Annotated in this window: 25 protein-coding genes and 1 riboswitch; of the genes, 18 read left to right on the forward strand and 7 right to left on the reverse strand. The window is 38.3% G+C overall.

Going from position 1 to position 22,392, the window contains the following annotated elements; translation table 11 throughout:
- Window position 1 precedes the first annotated feature (1 nt).
- The 11 genes from panC (at window position 2) to CEQ83_RS07070 (ending at window position 11,099) form a co-directional block, all read left to right on the forward strand.
- On the forward strand, window positions 2-859 hold the full coding sequence (panC, locus tag CEQ83_RS07020; protein WP_048020006.1) for a pantoate--beta-alanine ligase: 858 nt from the start codon (window positions 2-4) through the stop codon (window positions 857-859).
- A complete protein-coding gene (gene panD / locus CEQ83_RS07025) occupies window positions 860-1,243 on the forward strand; it encodes an aspartate 1-decarboxylase (RefSeq protein WP_028407965.1) in 384 nt (127 codons plus the stop codon).
- A 202-nt stretch (window positions 1,244-1,445) separates the two neighbouring features.
- Complete coding sequence (gene dinG, locus CEQ83_RS07030; protein WP_048020005.1) at window positions 1,446-4,247, forward strand: ATP-dependent DNA helicase DinG; 2,802 nt, start codon at window positions 1,446-1,448, stop codon at window positions 4,245-4,247.
- Between the two features lie 87 nt (window positions 4,248-4,334).
- Window positions 4,335-5,132, forward strand: a complete 798-nt coding sequence (locus tag CEQ83_RS07035; protein WP_047751376.1) for a ComEC/Rec2 family competence protein — start codon at window positions 4,335-4,337, stop codon at window positions 5,130-5,132.
- A 187-nt stretch (window positions 5,133-5,319) separates the two neighbouring features.
- On the forward strand, window positions 5,320-5,490 hold the full coding sequence (locus tag CEQ83_RS07040; protein WP_013056102.1) for a YpmA family protein: 171 nt from the start codon (window positions 5,320-5,322) through the stop codon (window positions 5,488-5,490).
- An 11-nt stretch (window positions 5,491-5,501) separates the two neighbouring features.
- Window positions 5,502-5,990, forward strand: a complete 489-nt coding sequence (locus tag CEQ83_RS07045) for a cell wall elongation regulator TseB-like domain-containing protein (RefSeq protein ID WP_013056103.1) — start codon at window positions 5,502-5,504, stop codon at window positions 5,988-5,990.
- A 133-nt stretch (window positions 5,991-6,123) separates the two neighbouring features.
- On the forward strand, window positions 6,124-7,308 hold the full coding sequence (locus CEQ83_RS07050) for a pyridoxal phosphate-dependent aminotransferase (protein ID WP_154991541.1): 1,185 nt from the start codon (window positions 6,124-6,126) through the stop codon (window positions 7,306-7,308).
- Window positions 7,309-7,463: 155 nt separating this feature from the next.
- Window positions 7,464-8,756, forward strand: coding sequence for an asparagine--tRNA ligase (gene asnS / locus CEQ83_RS07055; protein WP_045293839.1), 1,293 nt, complete (start codon window positions 7,464-7,466; stop codon window positions 8,754-8,756).
- A gap of 336 nt (window positions 8,757-9,092) precedes the next feature.
- Entirely contained in the window at window positions 9,093-9,800 is a 708-nt protein-coding gene (locus CEQ83_RS07060) for a DnaD domain-containing protein (protein WP_154991540.1), read from the forward strand.
- 140 nt (window positions 9,801-9,940) lie between these two features.
- Window positions 9,941-10,612, forward strand: a complete 672-nt coding sequence (gene nth / locus CEQ83_RS07065) for an endonuclease III (RefSeq protein ID WP_028414079.1) — start codon at window positions 9,941-9,943, stop codon at window positions 10,610-10,612.
- Window positions 10,599-11,099, forward strand: a complete 501-nt coding sequence (locus CEQ83_RS07070) for a YpoC family protein (protein ID WP_048020002.1) — start codon at window positions 10,599-10,601, stop codon at window positions 11,097-11,099. Before nth ends, CEQ83_RS07070 begins: the two co-directional genes overlap by 14 nt.
- Before the next feature lie 35 nt (window positions 11,100-11,134).
- On the opposite strand, the gene CEQ83_RS07075 is transcribed toward CEQ83_RS07070, so the two are convergent.
- Both CEQ83_RS07075 and recU read right to left on the reverse strand, forming a co-directional pair.
- Window positions 11,135-13,966 carry a PBP1A family penicillin-binding protein gene (locus CEQ83_RS07075; protein WP_048020001.1) on the reverse strand — a complete coding sequence of 944 codons (2,832 nt, stop codon included), beginning with the start codon at window positions 13,964-13,966 and terminating at the stop codon, window positions 11,135-11,137.
- A gap of 63 nt (window positions 13,967-14,029) precedes the next feature.
- Window positions 14,030-14,629 carry a Holliday junction resolvase RecU gene (gene recU / locus CEQ83_RS07080; protein ID WP_034266860.1) on the reverse strand — a complete coding sequence of 200 codons (600 nt, stop codon included), beginning with the start codon at window positions 14,627-14,629 and terminating at the stop codon, window positions 14,030-14,032.
- A 73-nt stretch (window positions 14,630-14,702) separates the two neighbouring features.
- On the opposite strand from recU, the gene CEQ83_RS07085 reads away from it, so the two are divergent.
- Window positions 14,703-15,698, forward strand: coding sequence for a DUF2515 family protein (locus CEQ83_RS07085; RefSeq protein WP_048020000.1), 996 nt, complete (start codon window positions 14,703-14,705; stop codon window positions 15,696-15,698).
- 11 nt (window positions 15,699-15,709) lie between these two features.
- On the opposite strand, the gene CEQ83_RS27775 is transcribed toward CEQ83_RS07085, so the two are convergent.
- Window positions 15,710-15,811: a hypothetical protein gene (locus CEQ83_RS27775; RefSeq protein ID WP_016763465.1), complete on the reverse strand. Its 102-nt coding sequence runs from the start codon at window positions 15,809-15,811 to the stop codon at window positions 15,710-15,712.
- Between the two features lie 227 nt (window positions 15,812-16,038).
- On the opposite strand from CEQ83_RS27775, the gene CEQ83_RS07090 reads away from it, so the two are divergent.
- Together CEQ83_RS07090 and CEQ83_RS07095 are read left to right on the forward strand one after the other, a co-directional pair.
- Complete coding sequence (locus CEQ83_RS07090) at window positions 16,039-16,293, forward strand: hypothetical protein (RefSeq protein WP_155017133.1); 255 nt, start codon at window positions 16,039-16,041, stop codon at window positions 16,291-16,293.
- Between the two features lie 45 nt (window positions 16,294-16,338).
- The gene (locus CEQ83_RS07095) at window positions 16,339-16,689 is read left to right on the forward strand and encodes a YppE family protein (RefSeq protein WP_013056113.1); all 351 of its coding nucleotides are present in this window, start codon (window positions 16,339-16,341) and stop codon (window positions 16,687-16,689) included.
- 396 nt (window positions 16,690-17,085) lie between these two features.
- Here CEQ83_RS07095 and CEQ83_RS26965 read toward each other — a convergent pair whose 3' ends face one another.
- Window positions 17,086-17,256: a hypothetical protein gene (locus CEQ83_RS26965; protein WP_165573332.1), complete on the reverse strand. Its 171-nt coding sequence runs from the start codon at window positions 17,254-17,256 to the stop codon at window positions 17,086-17,088.
- Window positions 17,257-17,382: 126 nt separating this feature from the next.
- Window positions 17,383-17,577 carry a YppF family protein gene (locus CEQ83_RS07100; protein WP_013056115.1) on the reverse strand — a complete coding sequence of 65 codons (195 nt, stop codon included), beginning with the start codon at window positions 17,575-17,577 and terminating at the stop codon, window positions 17,383-17,385.
- A 230-nt stretch (window positions 17,578-17,807) separates the two neighbouring features.
- Here CEQ83_RS07100 and CEQ83_RS07105 point away from each other — a divergent pair, with 230 nt between their 5' ends.
- Window positions 17,808-18,221: a YppG family protein gene (locus CEQ83_RS07105; RefSeq protein ID WP_028414073.1), complete on the forward strand. Its 414-nt coding sequence runs from the start codon at window positions 17,808-17,810 to the stop codon at window positions 18,219-18,221.
- 31 nt (window positions 18,222-18,252) lie between these two features.
- Here the strand turns inward: CEQ83_RS07105 and CEQ83_RS26970 are convergent, their stop codons facing one another.
- Together CEQ83_RS26970 and CEQ83_RS07110 are read right to left on the reverse strand one after the other, a co-directional pair.
- Entirely contained in the window at window positions 18,253-18,399 is a 147-nt protein-coding gene (locus tag CEQ83_RS26970) for a hypothetical protein (RefSeq protein WP_165573333.1), read from the reverse strand.
- Between the two features lie 145 nt (window positions 18,400-18,544).
- On the reverse strand, window positions 18,545-18,877 hold the full coding sequence (locus tag CEQ83_RS07110; RefSeq protein WP_155017134.1) for a CotG/ExsB N-terminal domain-containing protein: 333 nt from the start codon (window positions 18,875-18,877) through the stop codon (window positions 18,545-18,547).
- 171 nt (window positions 18,878-19,048) lie between these two features.
- Between CEQ83_RS07110 and CEQ83_RS07115 the strand changes: the two genes are divergently transcribed.
- The 3 genes from CEQ83_RS07115 (at window position 19,049) to CEQ83_RS07125 (ending at window position 22,077) form a co-directional block, all read left to right on the forward strand.
- The gene (locus CEQ83_RS07115) at window positions 19,049-20,134 is read left to right on the forward strand and encodes a CotH kinase family protein (RefSeq protein ID WP_049163639.1); all 1,086 of its coding nucleotides are present in this window, start codon (window positions 19,049-19,051) and stop codon (window positions 20,132-20,134) included.
- A gap of 131 nt (window positions 20,135-20,265) precedes the next feature.
- The gene (locus tag CEQ83_RS07120; protein ID WP_033578430.1) at window positions 20,266-21,345 is read left to right on the forward strand and encodes a hypothetical protein; all 1,080 of its coding nucleotides are present in this window, start codon (window positions 20,266-20,268) and stop codon (window positions 21,343-21,345) included.
- A gap of 69 nt (window positions 21,346-21,414) precedes the next feature.
- Window positions 21,415-22,077, forward strand: a complete 663-nt coding sequence (locus CEQ83_RS07125; RefSeq protein WP_033578431.1) for a hypothetical protein — start codon at window positions 21,415-21,417, stop codon at window positions 22,075-22,077.
- Window positions 22,078-22,243: 166 nt separating this feature from the next.
- Window positions 22,244-22,361: riboswitch (SAM riboswitch) on the forward strand.
- Window positions 22,362-22,392 lie beyond the last annotated feature (31 nt).

Genomic DNA, 22,392 nt, shown 5'->3' on the forward strand with positions numbered 1-22,392 from the left:
GATGAAAGTCATTACAACAATTAAAGACATGCAGCAGGAGATGAAAAAAGAAAAGCAGCTTGGACGTTCAATTGGATTTGTCCCGACGATGGGCTATTTGCATGAAGGTCATGCTACTCTGCTTGGAGCAGCTCGCACAGAAAATGAAGTAGTGGCGCTAAGTATTTTTGTGAACCCGACTCAATTTGGACCAAATGAAGATTTTGATACGTATCCAAGAGATTTTGAACGCGATGAGCGCGTGGCAAAAGAAGCTAACGTCGACTATTTATTTTATCCTTCAGTAGAGGAAATGTATAAGTCAAGCCGTTCAGTTGCTATAACCGTGAGAGATCGTGTAGACGTATTGTGTGGACAGAAGCGTCCCGGTCATTTTGACGGAGTAGCCACGGTACTAACAAAGCTTTTTCACATTGTAACACCAGATCGTGCATACTTTGGTAAAAAAGATGCGCAGCAAGTTGCTGTAGTAGATGGTTTAATTGAAGATTTTAATTTCCCGGTGGAGCTTAGAGCAGTAGATACAGTGAGAGAAGCAGATGGATTAGCTAAAAGTTCTCGTAACGTATATTTAACAGATAAAGAAAGAGAAGAGGCACCTGTTTTATTTAAGAGTTTACAAAGCGCTCTGCAGCTTCTTGAAGGTGGAGAGAAGCAAGTAGAAATCATTAAAGGGACCATTCGAAAAGAAATTGAGCAACATACGAGCGGTAAAGTGGATTATATCGAGGTTTATACGTATCCAGAGCTAAAACCAATTAAGAACGCCGCTGGAAAAATCATTATCGCTTTAGCTGTTCAATTCTCTAAAGCTCGTTTAATTGATAATGTAATTGTAGACGTACAGGGGGATAACTAAATGTTTCGCACGATGATGAACGCTAAAATACACAGAGCTCATGTAACTGAAGCCAACTTAAATTATGTTGGCAGCATCACCATTGATGAAGATATTATCGACGCAGTAGGAATTGCAGCAAACGAAAAAGTCCAAATTGTAAACAATAATAACGGAGCTCGCTTGGAAACGTACGTGATTCCCGGCGAACGAGGGAGCGGCGTAGTTTGTTTAAATGGAGCTGCTGCAAGACTCGTGCAGCCTGGAGATATCGTCATCATTATCTCTTATGCGCTCGTAGCAAATGAAGAAGTAGCTCACCATCATCCAACCGTAGCGATTATGAATGAGCAGAATAAAATCCAACAATTGCTTAAACAAGAACCAGCTGGTACAATTCTATAAGAACAGTCCCCCTTTATGAGGGGGATTTTTATTTGAATACATACGCTAGTAAGTGAACGGTATAAACCTCTATACACACTAAAGTAAAACTTCTATGTATGAAAGCCTCTCTGTTTTTCACGAGAAGGAGTTGCGCTTTTAAAGCATATAGAGCAGGCTTTCACTTTATACTATAAAAAGACAGACTTGCGAGGTGTTGACCGTGAATAAACGCTTTGTTGTGGTAGATCTTGAAACGACGGGACATTCTCCAAAACAAGGAGATAAAATGATTCAATTTGCTGCTGTCATAGTAGAAGACGGCAAAATTGTTGAACGTTTTTCTAGTTTTTTAAATCCTGGTATGGATATTCCGCCTTTTATTACACAACTAACTAACATTCAAAATGATATGGTGAAAGATGCGCCTTTATTTGAAGAAATTTCACCTAAAATTATAGAATTGCTAGATGATGCTTATTTTGTTGCACATAATGTGGCATTTGATTTAACTTTTTTACAAGAAGAACTCTATCAGTGCGGGATGGAGACGCTTTATAATTCAACCGTGGATACCGTCGAACTGGCCCGGATTCTGTTGCCTACAGTTGATGGGTACAAACTTAGTCAATTAGCTGAGTATTTACATATTGAACATGAAAACCCTCATCAAGCAGATAGTGATGCAGAAGTAACGGCACGTATTTTACTTTTACTAATTGAAAAATTAAAGAAGCTCCCTTTAACAACCTTGAAGCAGCTATACGCGCTAAGCTTACACTTTAAAAGTGAAATTGGAGAACTGATTCAACAAGTTATAGATGATAAAAGTTATGCCGAGGATGATTCTTATGAATTTATACACGGCATTGCGCTAAACAAATATCAGCCGCATTCAGCTAATGAAAAGCAGCACTCTCATACTTACGAAATATTTGAAACTGAAAAGCAAAAGCTGTTCCATCAGGCTCTGCCATTGTTTGAAGAACGAAAAGGGCAGTGGGAGATGATGAACTTTGTACAAGAGTGCTTTGCAGGCAACGAGCATGCTTTAATTGAAGCGGGGACCGGTATTGGTAAAACCTACGCTTATTTAGTTCCTGCCGTGTTTTATGCTTCTGTTCATCACCACCCAGTCATTATCTCAACTAACACGGTAACGCTTCAGCAGCAAATCATCGAAAAAGATGTGCCCATTTTAGAAAAGATTGTGCCATTTCCTGTCACAGCAGCTGTTTTAAAAGGAAGAGAACATTACATTAGTATAAGAAAATTCATTCAGCTCTTAAAAGAGCGAAATAATAATTACGATGCGATCCTCACAAAAGCGAAGCTGCTTATTTGGCTGACGGAAACGGAAACGGGCGACAGCGATGAAATAAACCTGCCTTCTGGGGGCAAACTTTTTTGGGAACAGCTAAATGAAAGCAATCCGTCTCCAAGTGACTTTAAGCATCCTTGGAAACTTTATTCTTTTTATGAACGAGCGCAGAACAGAGCGCAAAATGCCCATATAGTAGTGACAAATCATCGCTTGCTGTTGATGGATGTGATGAGTAATCATGAGCTGCTGCCTGATTATAAACAGGTTATTATTGACGAGGCTCATCACTTAGAAGACATTGCCGGAGAAGAACTAGGAGAGCGCTTAGATTATTTTGCGGTTCATGCGCTATTAAACCGAATCGGAACCATTCAAGACAAAGGGCTGTTAAAAAAAGTTCATCATACGCTTGTAAAATATAGCATCGAGCTTAACACTGAACTTCTTCAAAATCTGTTTGTGCAGCTTCATTCTGAGTGCGATGACTTATTTCGTTTGATTCATTCTTTTGTTCAAAAAAGAACGGGCAATCAGCAGGGCGAGATTGGAAGAAGCAGCTATCGGTATAAAGTGGAAAAAGAGCATGGGCATTACTGGACGGCCATTCAAGAAGCAGCGTCGCGCATTCGTTTTTTAATTCACGATCTTTTTACATGGAATGATGGGGCAAGACATTCCTTTGACGATCTATATGACAAAGCCACAAAAAATGAACAGTCGTCTCTTCATGAATTTCAAACGGCTGTTAAAGGATTTGAGCATATATCTCAGCAAATAGAAAAGCTTTTGTTCAAACAGCAGAGCAATTACGTAACGTGGTTTGAAATTGAGCCAAAAGGAGCAGCAAATGCTACGTATATCTATAGTCAGCCTACTTCCATTGCCGATACGGTGGCTGATGAATTTTTCGCTAAGAAACAAAGCGTTATTTTAACATCGGCTACATTGACGGTGAATGGAACATTTGATTATTTAATTCAAGAGCTAGGGTTATATGACTTTCAGCCTGCTCAACTCATTCTTCCTTCCGAGTTTGATTACGAGAAGCAAGCTAGAGTCTATATTCCTCAGGATATGCCTGCTGTTAACGAAGTATCATTATATGAGTATAGCGCTATGATGGCAGAAAGTATTCTTGACGTAGCCAAAGTAACAAATGGCCGTATGCTGGTGCTTTTTACTTCATATGACATGTTGAAAGCTACATATGGTTATTTGAAAGAGTTAAACGATCTTGAAGAGTTTGTCCTGCTTGGTCAAGGAGTCACAACTAGAAATCGCAATAGACTGTTAAAAGACTTCAGTCAATTTGAGCATTCCATTCTTTTGGGTACAAACAGTCTGTGGGAAGGAATTGATTTGCCAGGAGATTTATTATCATGTCTCGTAATAGTCAGACTTCCTTTTTCATCTCCAAATCAACCTCTGTTGACAGCTAAATTTGAGCAGATGAAAAAAGAAGGGAAAAGTCCCTTTATGAATTATTCACTTCCTCAAGCCGTTATCCGTTTTAAACAAGGATTTGGACGGTTGATTCGTTCAAAAAGTGACCGGGGAGCTATATTTATTTTTGATAATCGTATTACGCGAACAGCATATGGATACCATTTCCTTCACTCGCTTCCAAAAGTCCAGGTTGTTCAAAAAACGTTTTCAAATATCTTACTGGACTACAAAGAATGGTGGAATGAAAAGACTTGAGCATAGCTTAAGTCTTTTTTTATGCATACTGTTTCTTCACTTGAGAGACGATAGTAATATACTATGATAAGCAAATGAGGACAGTGTATGATTAAAATATTGCTAAGTGCTGTACTGTTTTTTAGTTTTATGACCTGTTCGGTTTCAGCAGCCGTCATTAAAAACGTAGATTTTGGTTTGCAAGCTGATGAAGTAGTGATCACCTTTCTGCCTCTTTCAGATGGAGAAGCAAGTCTGATTCAAGACGGAAGCGGTGAGGCGATTTTAGTAAATACGGGGAGTGCATCTTCCTATCCAGAGCTAAACAAGTGGCTGCAGCGATATAAAGTAAAAAAAATCAACCAATTAATAATTACGAAACAGCAAAAGTACTATGATTCAAATGTTCAGCGAGCTGTGAAGGATTATCATATAGAGCGTATTATTGTGCCGGCTCAGTACCAGGCGGAATTTCAAACAGAGAAGTGGAAAGAAAATGATTTATTTCAGTTAACGGATAATATACACGTTGATGTCTTGCATGCATCGAAGCAAAAAACAGCGGCTATGGATCTATTATTTACGATTGGAGAGCACCGAGTTCTATATGCCATGAGCGGCTCAGATGAAGTAGAGGAAAAGTTTTTACGCATTCCCCTTACTCATGTAGATATATTGAAAATTCCTAATTTTGGAGAGGGAACGTTTTTTTCGAATACATTTTTGAAGCAATTAGATATACAGCTTGCCGTTGCGTTTACGAAACCAGGGCGTTCCTATTCCCCTCGACTGCTTTCAAATTTAACAGCTGAATGGATTGAATTATATGACGTAAGAGAGGGGAGCGCTTACTCTATTAAAATGTCGCTAAAATCCTATGATGTGATGAAATTTTCTGCAAAATAAACAAATTTCCTTTTGCAAAAAGAGGTAAATTCCTTATAATATTATATATGTTTACTTATTTATTCGGTTTTTACGCAAAACGTACAGGCTGGATTGATGAGTGAAAAAGATGACGATGGTTTTTGATACCTGTTATAATACGGATATCGTCATTTTGCGTCGTGATAGACGAGCTAGGAGGTTTACAATGGAAAGCAGGATTGAAGTATTATCAACTGTCCGCGTGGAAAATTCCTCGGATTTATATAAAATTGTTGATAGTTTGAATCGCACGTTGAAAAAGCAAGATTTGATGTTCGGATTAGCGTTAGATGAAGAAGATCAAAGCAAAGCTGTATTTACAATTTATCGTACATAAGTAGGGATTTTATGAAAAAGTTAATTATTGTAGCGGTAGCTGCTGTGCTTTTAATTATCGGAGGCATTTCTTTTAGCATTTATCACTCGTCTGTGAAGGATGTTCAGTCTGCTGAGGAAAAAGCAGCATCCCAAGCAAAAAAAGAATTTAATTTGAAATCTGTCACAAGCACCCAGCCATATTTCGGCAATCATGCATTTTATGTAGTAGAAGGTACAAACCGAAGCAATCAAAAGGTAATTGCTTGGATGCCTAAAAGCAAAAAACAAACAGCTGTTTTAAAGAAAGCAAGCAGCGGGATCACAAAAGAGAAAGCCATTTCCATTGTGAAAAATGATAAAAATCCGCAGGAAATTAAGTCGGTGCGCCTAGGCATTGAAAATAAAAAGCCGCTGTGGGAAGTAACATATGTGGATAAAGATAAGAAACATTTAACATACTATTATCTTGATTTCTCTAGCGGTGAATTTATAAAACGATACAGCTTATCTCAATCATAAATCGTTTATACCATATGAAATACCATATGTGTCATAATATAAGATTTCAGCGCTTTATGAAAATGAAGCCAATTTTTTATCTATAATCAGCCTGCGGGCTGATTATAGCTTTAGTTCATAGGGGGAGATTTTAGTGAAGTTAGCAAAACGTGTATCAGCATTAACGCCATCATCAACATTAGCGATTACAGCAAAAGCGAAAGAATTGAAAGCGGCTGGTCATGATGTGATTGGACTTGGAGCAGGGGAACCTGATTTTAATACGCCGCAGCACATTTTAGAAGCGGCTGTTACGGCAATGAATGATGGTCAGACAAAATATACGCCAGCAGGCGGTCTTGCACCATTAAAAGAAGCGGTAATTGAAAAATTCAAACGCGATCAAGGCCTGACGTATTCACCTTCTGAAATTATTGTTTGTACAGGTGCTAAGCACGCACTGTATACGTTATTTCAAGTTCTGTTAGACGAAGGTGACGAAGTAATTATCCCAACTCCTTACTGGGTAAGTTATCCTGAGCAAGTAAAGTTAGCAGAAGGTACACCCGTATTCGTTGAAGGTTCTGAAAATAACGAATTTAAAATCACACCTGAACAATTAGAAGCGTCTATTACTGCTAAAACTAAAGCTGTTATTATCAATTCACCAAGCAACCCAACGGGTATGATTTACACAAGAGAAGAGCTTCAAGCTTTAGGAGAAGTTTGCTTGAAGCACGATATTTTTATCGTATCAGATGAAATTTATGAAAAGCTTGTATATGGTCAAAATGAACATGTATCGATTGCACAGCTTTCACCAGCGTTAAAAGAAAAAACAATTATCATTAACGGTGTTTCTAAGTCACATTCCATGACGGGCTGGCGCATTGGATATGCAGCTGGTGATGCTACAGTTATTAAAGCAATGACAAACCTAGCGAGTCACAGCACGTCAAATCCAACATCTATTGCTCAATATGCAACAATCGCTGCTTATAACGGCACTCAGGAGCCGGTGGAAATGATGCGACAAGCTTTTGAAGAGCGTCTAAACGTGATTCATGAAAAGCTGATTAACATTCCAGGGTTCTCATGCTTAAAACCACAGGGTGCTTTCTATTTATTCCCTAATGCAATTGAAGCTGCAAAGTTAACTGGCTTTGATACAGTTGATGCATGGGTAGAAGCTATTTTAGAAGAAGAGAAGGTAGCGCTAGTGCCTGGATCAGGATTCGGTTCACCTGAAAACGTACGTCTTTCTTATGCTACATCACTAGATCTGCTAGAAAAGGCATTGGAACGAATTCAATCATTCATGACTCGTCATATGAAATAAAAAAGATTATATTTAAAAACAAAAGAGCCTTTTAGCACAGATCACACGTGTTAGAAGGCTCTTTTTGTTTGTTACTTGTTATTATGTTTGTCGAAATGTATAATAGGATGGCATACATAATTACGAAATGTAAGTTTTTTGGAGGGATATTAATCGTGAAAATTACGATTTCAGAAGCAAGCAAGCATGTAGGAAAAGAAGTAACAATTGGTGCTTGGTTAGCGAATAAACGTTCAAGTGGTAAAATTGCCTTTTTACAGCTGCGCGATGGATCAGGATTCATGCAAGGGGTAGTTGTAAAAGCTGAAGTAGAAGAAGAAACTTTTAAATTAGCTAAGTCTATGACGCAAGAATCATCACTATATGTAACAGGTGTAGTACGTGAAGATGAGCGCTCACCGTTTGGCTATGAGTTAACAGTTACAAGCCTTGAAGTTATTCATGAAGCTGTTGATTACCCAATTACGCCAAAAGAACATGGAACAGAGTTCTTAATGGATAACCGTCATTTATGGCTGCGTTCTAAACGTCAACATGCTGTTATGAAGGTTCGTAACGAAATCATTCGTGCAACGTATGAATTCTTTAACGAAAACGGGTTTACAAAAGTAGATCCTCCAATCCTAACAGGAAGTGCTCCTGAAGGAACAACAGAATTATTCCACACGAAATATTTTGACGAAGATGCATATCTTTCTCAAAGTGGACAGCTTTATATGGAAGCAGCGGCAATGGCGCTTGGAAAAGTATTTTCATTCGGTCCAACGTTCCGCGCTGAAAAATCTAAAACACGCCGTCATTTAATTGAGTTTTGGATGATTGAACCAGAGATGGCTTTCTACCAATTCGAAGATAACTTGAAAGTACAGGAAGAGTATGTGTCTCATGTCGTACAGTCTGTTTTAACAAACTGTAAGTTAGAGTTAAATGTACTAGGCCGTGATACATCTAAGTTAGAACAAATTAAAGCGCCATTCCCTCGTATTTCGTACGATGAGGCTCTTAAATTCTTACATGAAAAAGGATTTACAGACATTCAGTGGGGAGATGACTTTGGAGCACCGCATGAAACGGCTATCGCAGAAAGCTATGACAAGCCGGTATTCATTACACACTATCCAACGTCATTAAAACCATTTTATATGCAGCCAGATCCAACAAATGAAGACGTAGTATTATGTGCAGACTTAATCGCACCAGAAGGCTACGGAGAAATCATTGGAGGCTCTGAACGTATTCATGATCAAGAGCTTTTAGCTCAGCGTGTAGAAGAGCACAAATTAGATACAGAAACATACAAGTGGTATTTAGAGCTTCGTAAGTATGGCTCAGTTCCACATTCAGGATTTGGTTTAGGCCTTGAGCGTACAGTAGCATGGATTAGCGGCGTAGAACACGTTCGTGAAACGATTCCATTCCCACGCTTATTAAACCGTTTATACCCGTAAGGAAGTGAAAAAGTATTCTGACTCCTGTAGTCAGGATACTTTTTTAGCTTTTTTTTATGAATCATAAAAAGAAAAGAAAAACGAGGTTTTTACTTATATCACAAGGAAACAACGGCAAACATAGAAGAGAGTCTAACTTAAAAGGGAGTTGCAATTCTCGAAAAAATAAGTTAGTGTAATATTCTTGGAAGGAAGTCATCGTTCGTATATATTTTATATGTGCAGAGCAATGGTACGGTTTCAGCGGAAAGTTTTACATAGAAGCTTTTTTAGCTTCGAATAATTATTACTTTGACTATAAACTTCATGATATACTAACTACTGAGGTGTTCGGATATGAAAAAAGAAACGTTAATTGAATGGTTTGAACAAGGCACAGTTTCAATTCCGAAGCTGCTGCTTAATCACTATAGCGATTTGGGAATGAACGAAACGGAATTCATGACGTTAATGCATATTTATGTTTCCATTGAAGGCGGTGAAGGTTTCCCGACACCTAACGAATTGGCGGCAAAAATGAGTATTTCAAGTGCTGTGTGTATGGATACGCTGCGAGCATTAATTCAGCGCGGCTTTTTATCTATTGAGCAAGATCAACAGCAAAACGCCCTTATTTGTGAACGTTATTCATTAAAACCGCTTTGGGAAAAGCTTATTCATCATATGATGCAAGAAACAAGAGAAGTAGAAAAAAGCGAAGAAGAACAAGAAGAGCTTAATTTATATACAATGTTTGAAAAAGAATTTGGCAGAGCATTGTCTCCGTTTGAATGCGAAACGCTAGCGATGTGGATTGATCAAGATCATCATGACCCCATTATTATTAAAGCGGCACTAAGAGAGTCGGTGATGTCTGGAAAATTAAACTTCCGGTATATTGATCGTATTTTATTCGAATGGAAGAAAAATGGCATTCAGACCATTGATCAAGCCCGCAAGCATAGCCAAAAATTTCGTCAAAATCAACAGCCCAAAAAACTATCTTCTGTTAACCCTTCTCAGTCTACATCAGCCATTCCTTTTTTTAACTGGCTAGAGCAATGACAGGATAAAAAGCTGCTTCAAGATCCAAGTAATTGAATCTTGAAGCAGCTTTTTTAAAAGAATGTGGACAAAAGTAGCATTTGACAAGAACCCTATTGTAAAATAGGGGGGAACTACCTGTAAGAAGAAGGAGAACTAGTATGTTAACGTTAAAACAAATCAGACAGTGCCTAGATGCTATGGCAGAAATGTTTCCTGACGCTCACTGTGAGTTAAATCATCGGAATCCCTTTGATTTAGTCATTGCTGTGGCGCTATCTGCTCAGTGCACAGATGCTTTAGTCAACCGCGTAACAGCGGATTTATTCAAGAAATATCAAACGCCTGAAGACTATTTAGCCGTTTCGTTGGAAGAGCTGCAGCAAGATATTAGATCAATCGGCTTATATAGAAATAAAGCTAAAAACATTCAAAAGCTCTGCCGTATGCTCATTGATGAATACGGAGGAGAAGTTCCGAAAGATCGTGATGAGCTGACCAATCTTCCAGGAGTAGGGCGTAAGACGGCTAATGTTGTTGTATCCGTAGCTTTTGGAGTACCGTCAATAGCAGTAGACACGCATGTAGAACGTGTAAGTAAACGCCTTGGGATTTGCAGGTGGAAAGATTCCGTTTTGGAAGTAGAAAAAACGCTGATGAGAAAAATTCCGAAAGATGAATGGTCCGTTACGCATCATCGACTTATCTTCTTTGGACGCTATCACTGTAAAGCACAGTCTCCTCAATGTCATGTCTGCCCGCTTCTTGATCTTTGCCGAGAAGGAAAGAAACGAATGAAAGGAAAAGAGAAGAAGACAGATGTTACCGATTGAAGTGCCGTCACATTTCATATGCGAACCATTTTATTCAAAAGAAGATCGGGTTCTTGAATTAGATACAAAAAATGGAATAAATTATTTTGCTTATGATATTTTATACGATGTACATAAAGAAACGAAAACACCTTGGAGGGATGTTCAAAAGAACATACGGCCATTTTTTGAAAAGTGGGAAACTCAAAGGGAAGAACTGCATACGCTTTTTTCTCAGCGAAAAGCAAAAGAAGCAGCGCCTTGTATGAAACAAGCTGCTGCTATGTATATTAGTTTACTGTTTTGGATTAATGGACAGCCCGTTCGGCGTTTAAATCGGCTGCAAGAAGACATAGCGGACCTAACCTATAAGCCTATTAACTGTGCTGAGAGACTTATGTTTTTGCTGCAGCGAGTTTCTTCTTATCAAGCGTATATTCAGCTGACAGAATTATTTAATGAGCTGCGTAAGCAGTATGCAAAAATGCTTATTCTTCACAAGAAATAAAGCCCCTACACGTGTAGGGGCTTTTTACTGCTGCGTTAATTTTCAGTTGTTGGCTCTTGCTGCGGTGTAGCAGGTGTTGACGGCGTCGATGGTGTAGCAGGAGTTTGTGGTGTTTGACTTCCTGAGTCACTTCCACCGTTGTCTGCTGGAGGAGTTGTTGCGCCTCCGTTATTATTGTTGTTGTTGCTGCTATTACCATCGTTAGCATTGCCGCTATCGTTATTGTTATTGTTATTATCGGTATTGCCGCTATTGCTACCGCTGCTATTGCTGCCATTATTGCTGTTTTGGTTATCATCCGGCTGAGTAGATGAATCGTCACCTTGATCAGAGCCGTTGTTTTGATCAGTGCTGCTATTATCTTCATTTTGATTATCGTCCGTTGTTCCGTCATCTTCAGGCTTAGTAGAATCATCTTCGGTAGCTTGATCTGATGAATCAGGGACTTTTACAGAAGAACTAGCGCTTTGGCCCGTATTTGTTGTTACGGTGAAACTATACGTTGCGCCTGGTGCTGGGTTGGAAATTGTTTTTCCACCGGCTCCTGCGCCAGATGCGAGTTGTTCAGAACCGTTAGGAGATGACATTGTGACTGTAAAGGTTGTATCACTGGCTGCGTTTGACGCTGACCAGTTAACTGAAATTGCTCCTCCGCTATACGAAGCAGTAATTTTTGGCTTCACATCTTTATTGTCTTTTTTCTCTTTTTTGTCCTCTTTTTTATCTTCTTTCTTTTCTTCTTTTTCTTTTTTCACAAACGTTTGAGATACTTTGGTCGGTGCAGTACCGCGCACAAAGTATTCTTTCGTAATTAAGCTCGAAGGAGTAGAGCCGCTTGGGCGTTTTAAGTCTTTGCCCGTTGGTTTTTCCACGGAACGTTCAACTACGCTGTCCGGCTGCTTGAAACTTCCTTTAGGTTTGCCTTCAGAAATATGAGTAATAACATGCTTAAAGATATTTTTTGCCATGCCTGTTTCATTAGGACTTAAAATATAGCCGTCTTTAGCAGTTTCATAGCCTGTCCATACGGAAATCGTATAGTTTGGCGTAAATCCATTAAACCAAACGTCTTTTTCACCAGCGTCTGGAATATTGTATCGTTGCTTTTCTGCAGCACTAAAGTTCGAAGTTCCCGTTTTACCCGCAATTTCTAATCCTGGTGTACGAACAGCACGAGCTGTACCATATGATTCGTTTACAACAGATTTCATCATGTCCGTCATCATAAATGCCGTGTAATCTTGCATTGCGCGTTTTGGTTTTGGCGTTAAATCAATTTCTGTTCCATCAGGGAATTTTACCTTTGTCACCGTATGCGGTGCATTGTACATACCTTCATTTGCAAAAGCACTATAGGCTCCAGCCATTTGCAGAGGTGTAACACCTGTACGGAAGCCTCCGATAGAATAAGATTCAGAATAAGCTTCGCCGTCTTCTTCATCTAATTTTAGCCCAAGGCCTGTAGCGAACTCTTTTGCTTTGTCCGCACCGGTTGCTTGGAACGCTTTTAAAGCAGGGATGTTCAGTGAACGTCCTAAAGCTTCACGCGCTGAAACCCAACCTTTATAGTTGCGTCCAAAATTTCGGATTGGCGTGCCGTTTGAATAATGATATTCTTCATCTTTTAGCGGTTGTCCAGTAGACCACTTTAAGTTCTCAATCGCTGGACCGTAATCTAAGATCGGCTTAATTGTTGAGCCGGGCTGGCGTCTCATATTTGTTGCAAAGTTCAAGCCGCCTGACACGCGGTTACGTCCGCCTCCAATTGCTTGAATACCGCCTGTTTCATTATCTACAACGACAAGACCTGCTTGGAATTTATCGTTCGGGAAGTTGACTACTTTGTTATTCATCACATCATCTACATAGTCCTGAGCATTCGTGTCAAGCGTTGTATAAATTTCTAAGCCCGCAGAAAATGGATCCGCGTCTGTTTTCTTTTTTACTTCCTCGATTACTTGATCAATAAATACATCGTACTTAGATGTTGATTCAGTTTGTTTAGCTAAGTGAGCCTGTACATCTACTTGTTTTGCTTTGTCGGCCTCGGCTTGTGTAATGAAGCCGTTTTTAGCCATTAAGTTTAATACTGTGTTACGGCGTTTAGTAGCATTCTCTGGGTTTGTAACTGGGTTATAAGTAGTTGGCGCTTTTGGTAAGCCTGCCAACATAGCAGCTTCATCAAGAGTTAAATCTTTTACGCTTTTAACTCCGTAAAATTTCTCAGCTGCTCGTTCAATACCGTATACTTCACCTGATGCGAAATATATTTTGTTTAAATACATTTCAAGAATTTGTTGCTTCGAATATTTGCGCTCAAGTTGGTAAGCTAACCACATTTCTTGTACTTTACGTTTAACCGTCTTCTTTGGTGATAAGAACGAATTCTTTACCACTTGCTGAGTAATCGTACTACCGCCCTCAGCACCGAAGCCGTTTTTAAAGTTCGCCATTAATGCTCCGCCAATACGGTAAAAGTCGACGCCGTGATGTTTATAAAAACGAACGTCTTCCGTAGCGATAAATGCGTTTTTGACGACTTGAGGGATTTCATCGTATTGCACATATGTACGTTTTTGAGCTCCAATTTCTTTTACAACTGTTTTTCCATCGTTTGCATATACTTTAGATGAAAAAGAGTTTTTTAATACCGAGTCATCAACTTTTGGAGCATCGCTTATCATAGCAAAAAAAGTTCCCACTCCGGCAATGAGCCCGATGATTCCTATCAGTAAAACTGCGGCAACAATTTTACGAAATAGGCCTCCTTTTTTCTTCTTTTTCGGTTTTCCTTGAGATTTACCTTCTGGTTTGTTGTCATTCATAGCTCTTCGTCGTTCTTCACGAGAGCGATAATTATCTGACATAAAAACTCCTACCTTTCAACGCATTGTAAGAGAATGATTTCCGTAAACATATATATCATACTCTTAAAAGTATAATTTATCTATAGTTTTTATGTAATCGATTCTCGGATGGTAACCAAGTTCGATGAAATGCCCTTTTTTTTCAATATCTGCCTTAGGGATTGATTTTCGTCCATCTTTTTTCATGGCATCCCAATAAGGAAAAAGGAACTGTGCTTCGAACAAGTATATTTCTTGTAAAGTAGAGAACATTAATATAACGAAACAAACCCCGTTTTGTTTCACAATTTGCTTCATATGTTCAATTTGATGTTCATGAAAATTACGCAGAGGAAATGAGGTTTTATTTCTCGTTTCTTTTGCTTCAAAGTCAAGGTGTTTTCCTTTATAGATTCCATTATAGTCTGTAGTAGAAGCCTGCTTAAAATAAGCTTCTTTGATAACAGCGGCACTTCTCTTCGGATAGTCTACTTTTACAATTTGAACAGGGGTTGGTTTTTTGTGAACAATGGCTATTCCTTTTGAAACATAGTATTCGTTTGTTTCGTTTAAATCGTCCTCCAGCGTCATACCACGATTGCTATAGCTAGCTTCTAGCTTTTTAGGGGAAGGACTGCTGGTATTCAATGGCTTATAGGCCTTTCCGTTAGGATAGCGAATCATAACCATCACTCCTTTAGTGTAAATCTATTAAACAAACAAATTCTATTATACCAAATCCTACAAATAAAAATAGATGAAAGAAGATGAAGAGATGTCACTCAATAGTTCGGAACAAGCGCTGTTGACGGCGATTAAAAAAACAACAGACAAGCTGAATATTGATAATATATCAAGAACCCAAGCTTATGCAACTTTTTATCATAGATATCCTGAAGTAAAGTGGGCATTTCTCGCAAGTATGGTATCGCGCAACGCAGGGTGGAATATGTGTGATTTGCAAGGAGAACCAATGAAAAAAGCGTTATCAAAGCAAACGCGCGATTTATTATTTTTGACGTATGAAAGAGCAAATTGGCTTATTTTTAAAGATGCCTTCCCGCAATTACTATTGTATGCTGTTTCGCGTAAAAAACATGTCTCTTACGTTCATTTACTTCCCTATTTAAATGTTTCATCTTTTATCGAAGAAAAGTGGAGGCAATTTATGCAGAAACCTTCTGAACTGCAGCTTATTCATGCGTTAATTGTAAATGAGCAGCACGTTATTCAAAAGCCCGTTATTGAACAGCCTTTTTATCAAGACAGAGTATTTAAAAGTGCGCTGTTTTTTTTTCAAGATATATTCCACTTTAGTTCCGTCCTTTTTCCTACTACAAAAGGGGAGCTATACGGTTGTTCTGTTCATGATTTTACAAAAGTAAATAATCGGATTGATTTGGGGAAGAAATTAGGGGCTTTATTATTTCATGAAAAGTATTATCCCTTGTTTTATGAATTTTCTTTGAAAACAAAGCATACGGGTTCGAGACACGATTATGAGCAGTATTTTGTGGATGAAACCAGTTGCTGTACACCTGCACTTCGAAAGGTGTATCCGGCTATTAGCCATCATGAAAAAAAGAGAGAAAAGTGGTTTTTAACAAAAAAAGAGGAACACAAGCTGATGAAAAAGCCGCCTTTTCCAAAGAAAGTTCATTTTACAAAGTGGTATCTTCAAAAGCAAAAGCAGCTGCATATATTAATGAAAGTAGCGCAAGTAGTTAATGTAAATAAAAACGGCCACAAGTGACCGTTTTGTTCTTAAGTAGAAGGCTGGTTAGGACCGTTTAACTTTTTAGGATCACCGTAGGTTTTTGTTTCGGGCTTATTTTTAGGCTGTGATTTTTGCTGTTTGTTGGCCATATCTAGGCACCTCCTATCATGTTGTAATGAACGTTCAGCAGCAGAATGTATCCACTTAGCTGAAATGTCTATACTAGTGTTTTCAATATGTTCTCTTTCGATTCACCCTAAATGAAAATGTCGAAAACATCTTTCTTTGACGAATAGAAACTAGTTTTGTCATGTGTGAAGGGACATTGAATAAAAAAGAGAATACGTTATGCAAAGGAAAATTTGGAGGGATGGCGATGAAACAAAGTATGGTTAAAACAAGCGAAATGATGACTTTATTAGATAGCTTACTAGAGAAAGTAGATCTAGTGGATAAAACGATGTCTACATCTATAAATGAAGCATTTACACATTGTGAAGAAACATATATGGAACAAGTTCATCGCATTGACCAATCACTGCAAGAAATTGAAGTAGCTGTGTATGAAAGCATGCCTTCCGAAACAGAATGGAGTAGAAGCCGAAGAGAAATGGTTCTTCATACAGTATAAAGATTGTTTATGTTACAATAGTCATCGTAGAGGTGACGAATAACGATGAATGAAGATGTGAAAAAAAGTACGGAAATCATGTTTCAATATAATGAAGTAGCTGTAGAGCGATTAGCTTCTATTCAACAGGAAGAAAATTATGAAGTTAAATTTTTTGAAGAAGTAAAACCTTATGGAGATATTTTCTTCAAAGAACTTGATGAATGGGCTAGTCTCGTAACGGAATGGCTGAAGAAAGAGCGACCAAAATATATTCATGTTAATCAAGTGGAGACGTTAAAAGAAAATTTACAAAACGTTGTACTACAGTCATTTTATCCAGAGACGCGAGAAAAGCGATTTAAAAAGATGTATCACTCAAATAAGTATGTGCTCGAGTCGATATTGAATAATTAATCCCGGCCTTCCGTTAAGATCTACAAGGTGGGGATTTTCTATGTATGAAATGGTAACAAAAGTATATTACTCGAATTTAAAAACGAACTATCGATCATTTTTTTGATTCGTAGTTCGTTTTTTTTGATTATTAGCATAGGTTTCATCTGTTTCGTTCCTTCGAGTAGTTGATTTGAGGGCAAGGCAAAGACTCCTGCGGGAAAAGTGGAACAGATGAGACCCCGCAGAAGCGCAAGCGACGAGGAGGCTCATCGACCGCCCGCGGAAAGCGAAGCCTTGCATGGAGATCAACTGCGGTGTCATAAGCGATTCAGCTCATGTATCCCATTTGTTCGTTTCTAGATTGGATTCATTTTTGTTATGTCCCAGCCTCTTTTTATCATGATCAATAAAAAGTTAATCAAAATCTTTTTGAGATTGGATAGAAACAGCTGGGTGATCTTGTGAAGCGACTGTATCGATATGATAATCAACTTTTTCGGTATGTTTAGAAGCAACGGCGTTATTTGTTTTATTTACTGCACTTTGTCCCTGTTTTTTGTGATCAAAATGTTTTCCACGACTCATGAGATAGACCTCCTTTATTGAATACTACGTTAAAGCTTTTATAGTATAAACAAGTCAAAAAAGAAGTATGTGTCCACTTTAAAGGAAACAAAGAAACCACCGATTTCTCGGTGGTAGTAAAAAAAATTAATCGTCTTGTGCACTAAAATCGGGCTTAGTAGCTCCAATTTGTTCGAGTTCACGTACAGCGGCTTTGTAATTCATAGGAGTTAAAAAACCTTTTAAATACTGCTGCTGAGCAAAATCGAGTAATTCATTACTTGACTGCGGCTCATATTGTTTCACCGCAATAAAAGCTTCTTGAAGTTCGTTCACATACATGTAAATTCCCTCCTAATCCCCATTTGTGCCACTACGTATAGGTAGTATCACTTGTTCTTATCGTACCATATATTTGAATAATCTCGTTTTTTTGAAAAATTTAAACTTTCGACAGAAACCTACATATTTTTGAATGCGTTCCCCAAAAGTACAAGTAGACGAACGTCACCTCTTATTTCTGCATACATACTATATATTATGTAATATTAAAAAGGAGGTATTGATTTTGCATGTATACAAGTAAGCACTATCCGTATTATGAGCAACATCAACCAGAACGTTTTGATTTAAGTCAGGTACATCCATTTCCACAGTATCACCAGCAGCCATGGACGGAAGCTTATATGCCGCAACATCCGTACGCTCAGCAACAAATGCCTTTTGGCCCTCAGCAAATTCCCTATATGAACGGAATGTACCAGCAGCCCATGTACAACAATGCAGGTGCGCCTTTTAATCCATATCCTAAAGGTCAGCAGCAAAAGCCTCAGCCATCTCAATTTCAGTCATTAATGTCTCAGTTTAAATCGAGTGATGGCAATTACGATATGAACAAAATGATGAATACTGCGGGACAGATGATGGGAGCCATGAACCAATTAACATCCTTAGTAAAAGGGTTTTCCGGGATTTTCAAAGTATAAGGACTAGAAGTTATTTTCTAGTCCCAGCTTATTATTTTTTCTGTTGATTTTTCAAATAGTTTTCTCCAAGAAGTGCAAATACTTCATTGTAGGTTAGTCCAGACTGCGCATTTAAACGTTTGATCTCTTCGACATCTGTTGTTGATGAAGTTGAAATTTGATGTTTGTTTTTTTTCATAAAACCTCTCCTTTTCTATGTAAAATGAATAACGCTCCATCTTAGTATATTTCCAAATGTGCACCTTCTATAAGTGGAAAAAAACGCCGAAGACATTCGTAGTTCTTCGGCGTTTTTTTGCAATAAAGATGAGTGTTTAGAGAAATTAAGAGCGGCGAGTAGAACGGCGAGAACGGCGAGTAGAACGACGAGAGCGGCGAGTAGAACGGCGAGAACGGCGAGTAGAACGACGAGAGCGGCGAGTAGAACGACGAGAGCGGCGAGTAGAACGGCGAGAACGGCGAGTAGAACGACGAGAGCGGCGAGAAGAGCGACGCGTACCGCGGGTAGAACGGCGAGAGCGGCGGCCAGTGCTACGAGAAGAGCGACGTGGCTTTGTTAGTGGACCGGCAGTTGGCTCTTGAAACATAAAAGATTTCAGTTCTGTACATTCTAGGGCTTCAGCAGCCTCTTTAATTTTTTCAGGTGTAATATGCAATACAAAAACCTCCTTGTCAATTGGACTAGGTCTTGCATTAATAGAATACGCGCTGATGCTTGTCCTTGATATGAGTCAAAAGTGGAGTTTGCGGAAATAGTTGATGCTGCGGGGTATCATGGAGAATTTACCCTTCATATACTTTAATAATTGAAGAAAGGTGGTCGAATCATGAAGCAAAAAGAAGTCCCTCAATACGCTCTGTTTGTGAATGTAAAAGATTTAAAGGAAATGCAAAGAGATATTTGGTCAGAAGAAGCGGTTCAGGCAACGATGAAGTTTAACAAAAAACGCTACGATATTGATTTGCTCCTAAGAGGCTCCCATATTCGGAAGATGAAGAAAAAGTCATATTATATTGAATTTTATTCTCCGAAAATATTTCAGCGCGCCAAAGAAATACACCTAAACGCTGAATACAAAGATCCATCGCTTATGCGTAACAAATTGTCCCTCGATTTTTTCTCTTCTTTAGATGTTTTATCTCCCCACTCTCAGTTTGTCACTCTTAAGATTAATGGGAAAAATGAAGGAATATATCTTCAGCTCGAATCGGTAGATGAACTATTTTTGAAAAAAAGAAATTTAGCGGATGGATCCATATTTTATGCAGTAGACGGAGATGCTAATTTTTCTTTGATGAGCGATTTGGATAAAAAGCCAAAAACAACTTTGTTATCTGGATATGAAGATAAAGCAGTGAGAGAAGGAGACGAGGAAAAATTAGAAAAGTTTATATTTAATCTTAATACATGGACAAATACGGAATTCGAACAGAATATTGAGAAGTACCTGAACGTCGACCGCTACTTATCTTGGTTAGTCGGTATTATTTGTATGCAGAATTACGACGGTTTTGTCCATAACTATGCGCTCTATCTAAATCATGAAAGCGGGCGCTTTGAACTGATTCCATGGGATTATGATGCAACTTGGGGAAGAGATGTAAATGGAAAAGTAATGGAAGGAGACTATGTCCGTGCACAAGGATTTAATACGCTTACAGCTCGCTTACTGGCGGTGAACAGCATTAAAAAGAGATATATTCAAAAAATGAACAATGTTCTAAATAATCAATTTACAATAGAATACATGAAACCAATCATTTATCAACTGCATGAGTATATTGCTCCATATGTATTAAAAGATCCTTACGTAAAAGATAACTTGGAGCAATTCCATAAGGAACCAGACCTTATGCTTTCTTTCGTAAAAGACCGAACAGCGTACATTAAAAGTCATCTTTTTGATTTTTGAATTTTACTAGACTGATAGGCAAAAGTGGAATTTAAGAATAATAGGCAAATGCAGGAAGACAATAGCTGTACATGATACGTATATATACATTATGAATGACCAATAAGGACAATTAATAAGGAGGAAAAATAATGAGTAACTATTACTACGACCAAAATCAAGACCAAACTCAAAATGCCAATCGTAGTCGCGCTCGTAAAGTTCAACAATCTGAAAGCACGGGCTACTCTGCCCACTTTAAACCATTAAAAGGGAGAGTAGTAACTGTCTATCGCGGGGGGCCTGAATCTAAAACGGGATATTTAATCGACGTTCAATCAGATTATTTAACACTTGCTCTTGAAACAAAACAAAATAACAATCAGCAAAATAATCAACCGGCGCAGCTTATTCCACAACAGCAATATACATTTATTTATTACCAGCTCGCTCATGTTAAAAGCATTACAGAGGATACAAAGTCTAATTCCGCGCAAACATTTTCTGGATTTAATAGTGAAGTAGAACTGCACAGAGCCAACACATTTGCAGGCACTTTATTATTGATGAAAGATAAACAAGTGCAAATAAATCAAGGAGGGCCAGAGAAAAAATTGGGTAAGATCCTTGATGTATTAGGCTCATTTGAATCTGCGTATGTCGTATTACTAACAGAAGATGACGGCGTCGTTTATATCAATGTAGAGCACATAAAGAGTGTAAGTGAAGTTGTAAGCAAAAATACGCCTGTTGTTCCGCAAAACCCATTATTAGTTGAAGAGACACCTGAGTATATTAAAGCGAAAAGTTTCAATGAACTGTTTGAAGAGTTTTCGCATAGATGGGTAGCTATTAACGGCGGAGGGCCAGAGGCTGTAGAAGGTGTGTTAGTTCAAAGTCGCAATGGAAACTTTACTCTTGTACAAAATAATCAAGTTCTACGTTTACAACCAAGACACGTAAAAACCATTGCCTTAGGATCAAAAGGATCTTTCAAGCAAAATGAAGAAAATTCTGAGCAAAATGGAGATACAAATGAAGAAGATTCTGTGCAAGAATCAACTACTGTAGATAGAACCGGAGGTCGCACGGATGGCCGTACTGGAGACCGTACCGGAAGACGTACAGGAGGTCGCACAGACGATCGCTCGGGAGGTCGCCGTACGGGTTCACGCTCTTCAACACCAGGTGAAAAAGTTATTAAAACGAAAAATTATCGTTGGAAAGCATGATGAACTGGAACATAAAAGGTGCTTATAAAGCACCTTTTCTATCATATAGGAAAAAGGAGGAGAATGAGTATGAGTATGAATCATTATATTGATAAAATTGTTGAAGTCGATATATCAGGTAAAACAACGTTTGTAGGAAAACTTGTTGATCTCGGGTTAGATGTAATGGTTTTATATAATGGACATGATTATTTGTATATTCCTCTTTTACACATACATCGCTTACGAGAGGTTTCAGAAGAAGATTATACACCTTTACGAACCATAGAAGAGAACTTAATAGAAGAAAGTCAGCGGATTTCTTATCGTAATATTTTACAGCAGGCAAAAGGGAAATTTATTGAAATTTATGTAACAGGAGGAAAATCATTGCATGGCTATATTACAAGCGTGCTGAATGATTATCTTGTGTTTTATTCTCCAGTGTATAAAAATGTCTTTGTTTCTCTACATCATTTGAAATGGCTTACCCCTTATAGTAATGAGTTAACCCCTTATTCTTTAAGTGACAAAGAGCTCCCAGTAAGGCCTGCCTCTGCACCTTTTGTCAGAAACTTTGAAGAGCAGCTTAAAAAATATGAAAATCAACTGGTCGTATTAGATTTAGGGGATCAATCAGAAAAAATTGGCGTACTTAAAGAAGTTTCTAATAATATTGTTGAACTAATTACGGCAAATGGAGAAAGTATGTATTGGAAGTTAGCTCACGTAAAATCTGTGCACTTGCCTTAGAAAAAGAGACCTCGGTGTCGTCTCTTTTTTTATGTACTTATCAGGACAAGTATATTGAATAAACAAATGAGATGATTTAAATTTTTTAGAAAATTATGTTGACAATAAAGAAAATCTTTATTAAAGTTAGTAACAACAAACGTTAACCACCAACAATTATATAGAACTCTTATCAAGAGTGGCGGAGGGACTGGCCCTGCGATGCCCGGCAACCATCAAATGAAACATTCATTTGAACGGTGCTAATTCCTGTGGAACATCAGTATTGTTCTAACAGATGAGAGAAATCGTGTATAAACGAACACTCTTCCATCT

Origin of the sequence: Priestia megaterium (genome assembly GCF_009497655.1) — a bacterium.
In the GTDB taxonomy this organism is placed as follows: domain Bacteria; phylum Bacillota; class Bacilli; order Bacillales; family Bacillaceae_H; genus Priestia; species Priestia zanthoxyli.

Bases quoted from the DNA above. Each gene is read 5' to 3' on its own strand.
- panC (WP_048020006.1), top strand. From the start codon at position 2: ATGAAAGTCATTACAACAATTAAAGACATGCAGCAGGAGATGAAAAAA.
- panD (WP_028407965.1), top strand. From the start codon at position 860: ATGTTTCGCACGATGATGAACGCTAAAATACACAGAGCTCATGTAACT.
- CEQ83_RS07035 (WP_047751376.1), top strand. From the start codon at position 4,335: ATGATTAAAATATTGCTAAGTGCTGTACTGTTTTTTAGTTTTATGACC.
- CEQ83_RS07040 (WP_013056102.1), top strand. From the start codon at position 5,320: ATGGAAAGCAGGATTGAAGTATTATCAACTGTCCGCGTGGAAAATTCC.
- CEQ83_RS07045 (WP_013056103.1), top strand. From the start codon at position 5,502: ATGAAAAAGTTAATTATTGTAGCGGTAGCTGCTGTGCTTTTAATTATC.
- CEQ83_RS07060 (WP_154991540.1), top strand. From the start codon at position 9,093: ATGAAAAAAGAAACGTTAATTGAATGGTTTGAACAAGGCACAGTTTCA.
- nth (WP_028414079.1), top strand. From the start codon at position 9,941: ATGTTAACGTTAAAACAAATCAGACAGTGCCTAGATGCTATGGCAGAA.
- CEQ83_RS07070 (WP_048020002.1), top strand. From the start codon at position 10,599: ATGTTACCGATTGAAGTGCCGTCACATTTCATATGCGAACCATTTTAT.
- CEQ83_RS07075 (WP_048020001.1), bottom strand. From the start codon at position 13,966: ATGTCAGATAATTATCGCTCTCGTGAAGAACGACGAAGAGCTATGAAT.
- recU (WP_034266860.1), bottom strand. From the start codon at position 14,629: ATGATTCGCTATCCTAACGGAAAGGCCTATAAGCCATTGAATACCAGC.
- CEQ83_RS07085 (WP_048020000.1), top strand. From the start codon at position 14,703: ATGAAAGAAGATGAAGAGATGTCACTCAATAGTTCGGAACAAGCGCTG.
- CEQ83_RS27775 (WP_016763465.1), bottom strand. From the start codon at position 15,811: ATGGCCAACAAACAGCAAAAATCACAGCCTAAAAATAAGCCCGAAACA.
- CEQ83_RS07090 (WP_155017133.1), top strand. From the start codon at position 16,039: ATGAAACAAAGTATGGTTAAAACAAGCGAAATGATGACTTTATTAGAT.
- CEQ83_RS07095 (WP_013056113.1), top strand. From the start codon at position 16,339: ATGAATGAAGATGTGAAAAAAAGTACGGAAATCATGTTTCAATATAAT.
- CEQ83_RS26965 (WP_165573332.1), bottom strand. From the start codon at position 17,256: ATGAGTCGTGGAAAACATTTTGATCACAAAAAACAGGGACAAAGTGCA.
- CEQ83_RS07100 (WP_013056115.1), bottom strand. From the start codon at position 17,577: ATGTATGTGAACGAACTTCAAGAAGCTTTTATTGCGGTGAAACAATAT.
- CEQ83_RS07105 (WP_028414073.1), top strand. From the start codon at position 17,808: ATGTATACAAGTAAGCACTATCCGTATTATGAGCAACATCAACCAGAA.
- CEQ83_RS26970 (WP_165573333.1), bottom strand. From the start codon at position 18,399: ATGAAAAAAAACAAACATCAAATTTCAACTTCATCAACAACAGATGTC.
- CEQ83_RS07115 (WP_049163639.1), top strand. From the start codon at position 19,049: ATGAAGCAAAAAGAAGTCCCTCAATACGCTCTGTTTGTGAATGTAAAA.
- CEQ83_RS07120 (WP_033578430.1), top strand. From the start codon at position 20,266: ATGAGTAACTATTACTACGACCAAAATCAAGACCAAACTCAAAATGCC.
- CEQ83_RS07125 (WP_033578431.1), top strand. From the start codon at position 21,415: ATGAGTATGAATCATTATATTGATAAAATTGTTGAAGTCGATATATCA.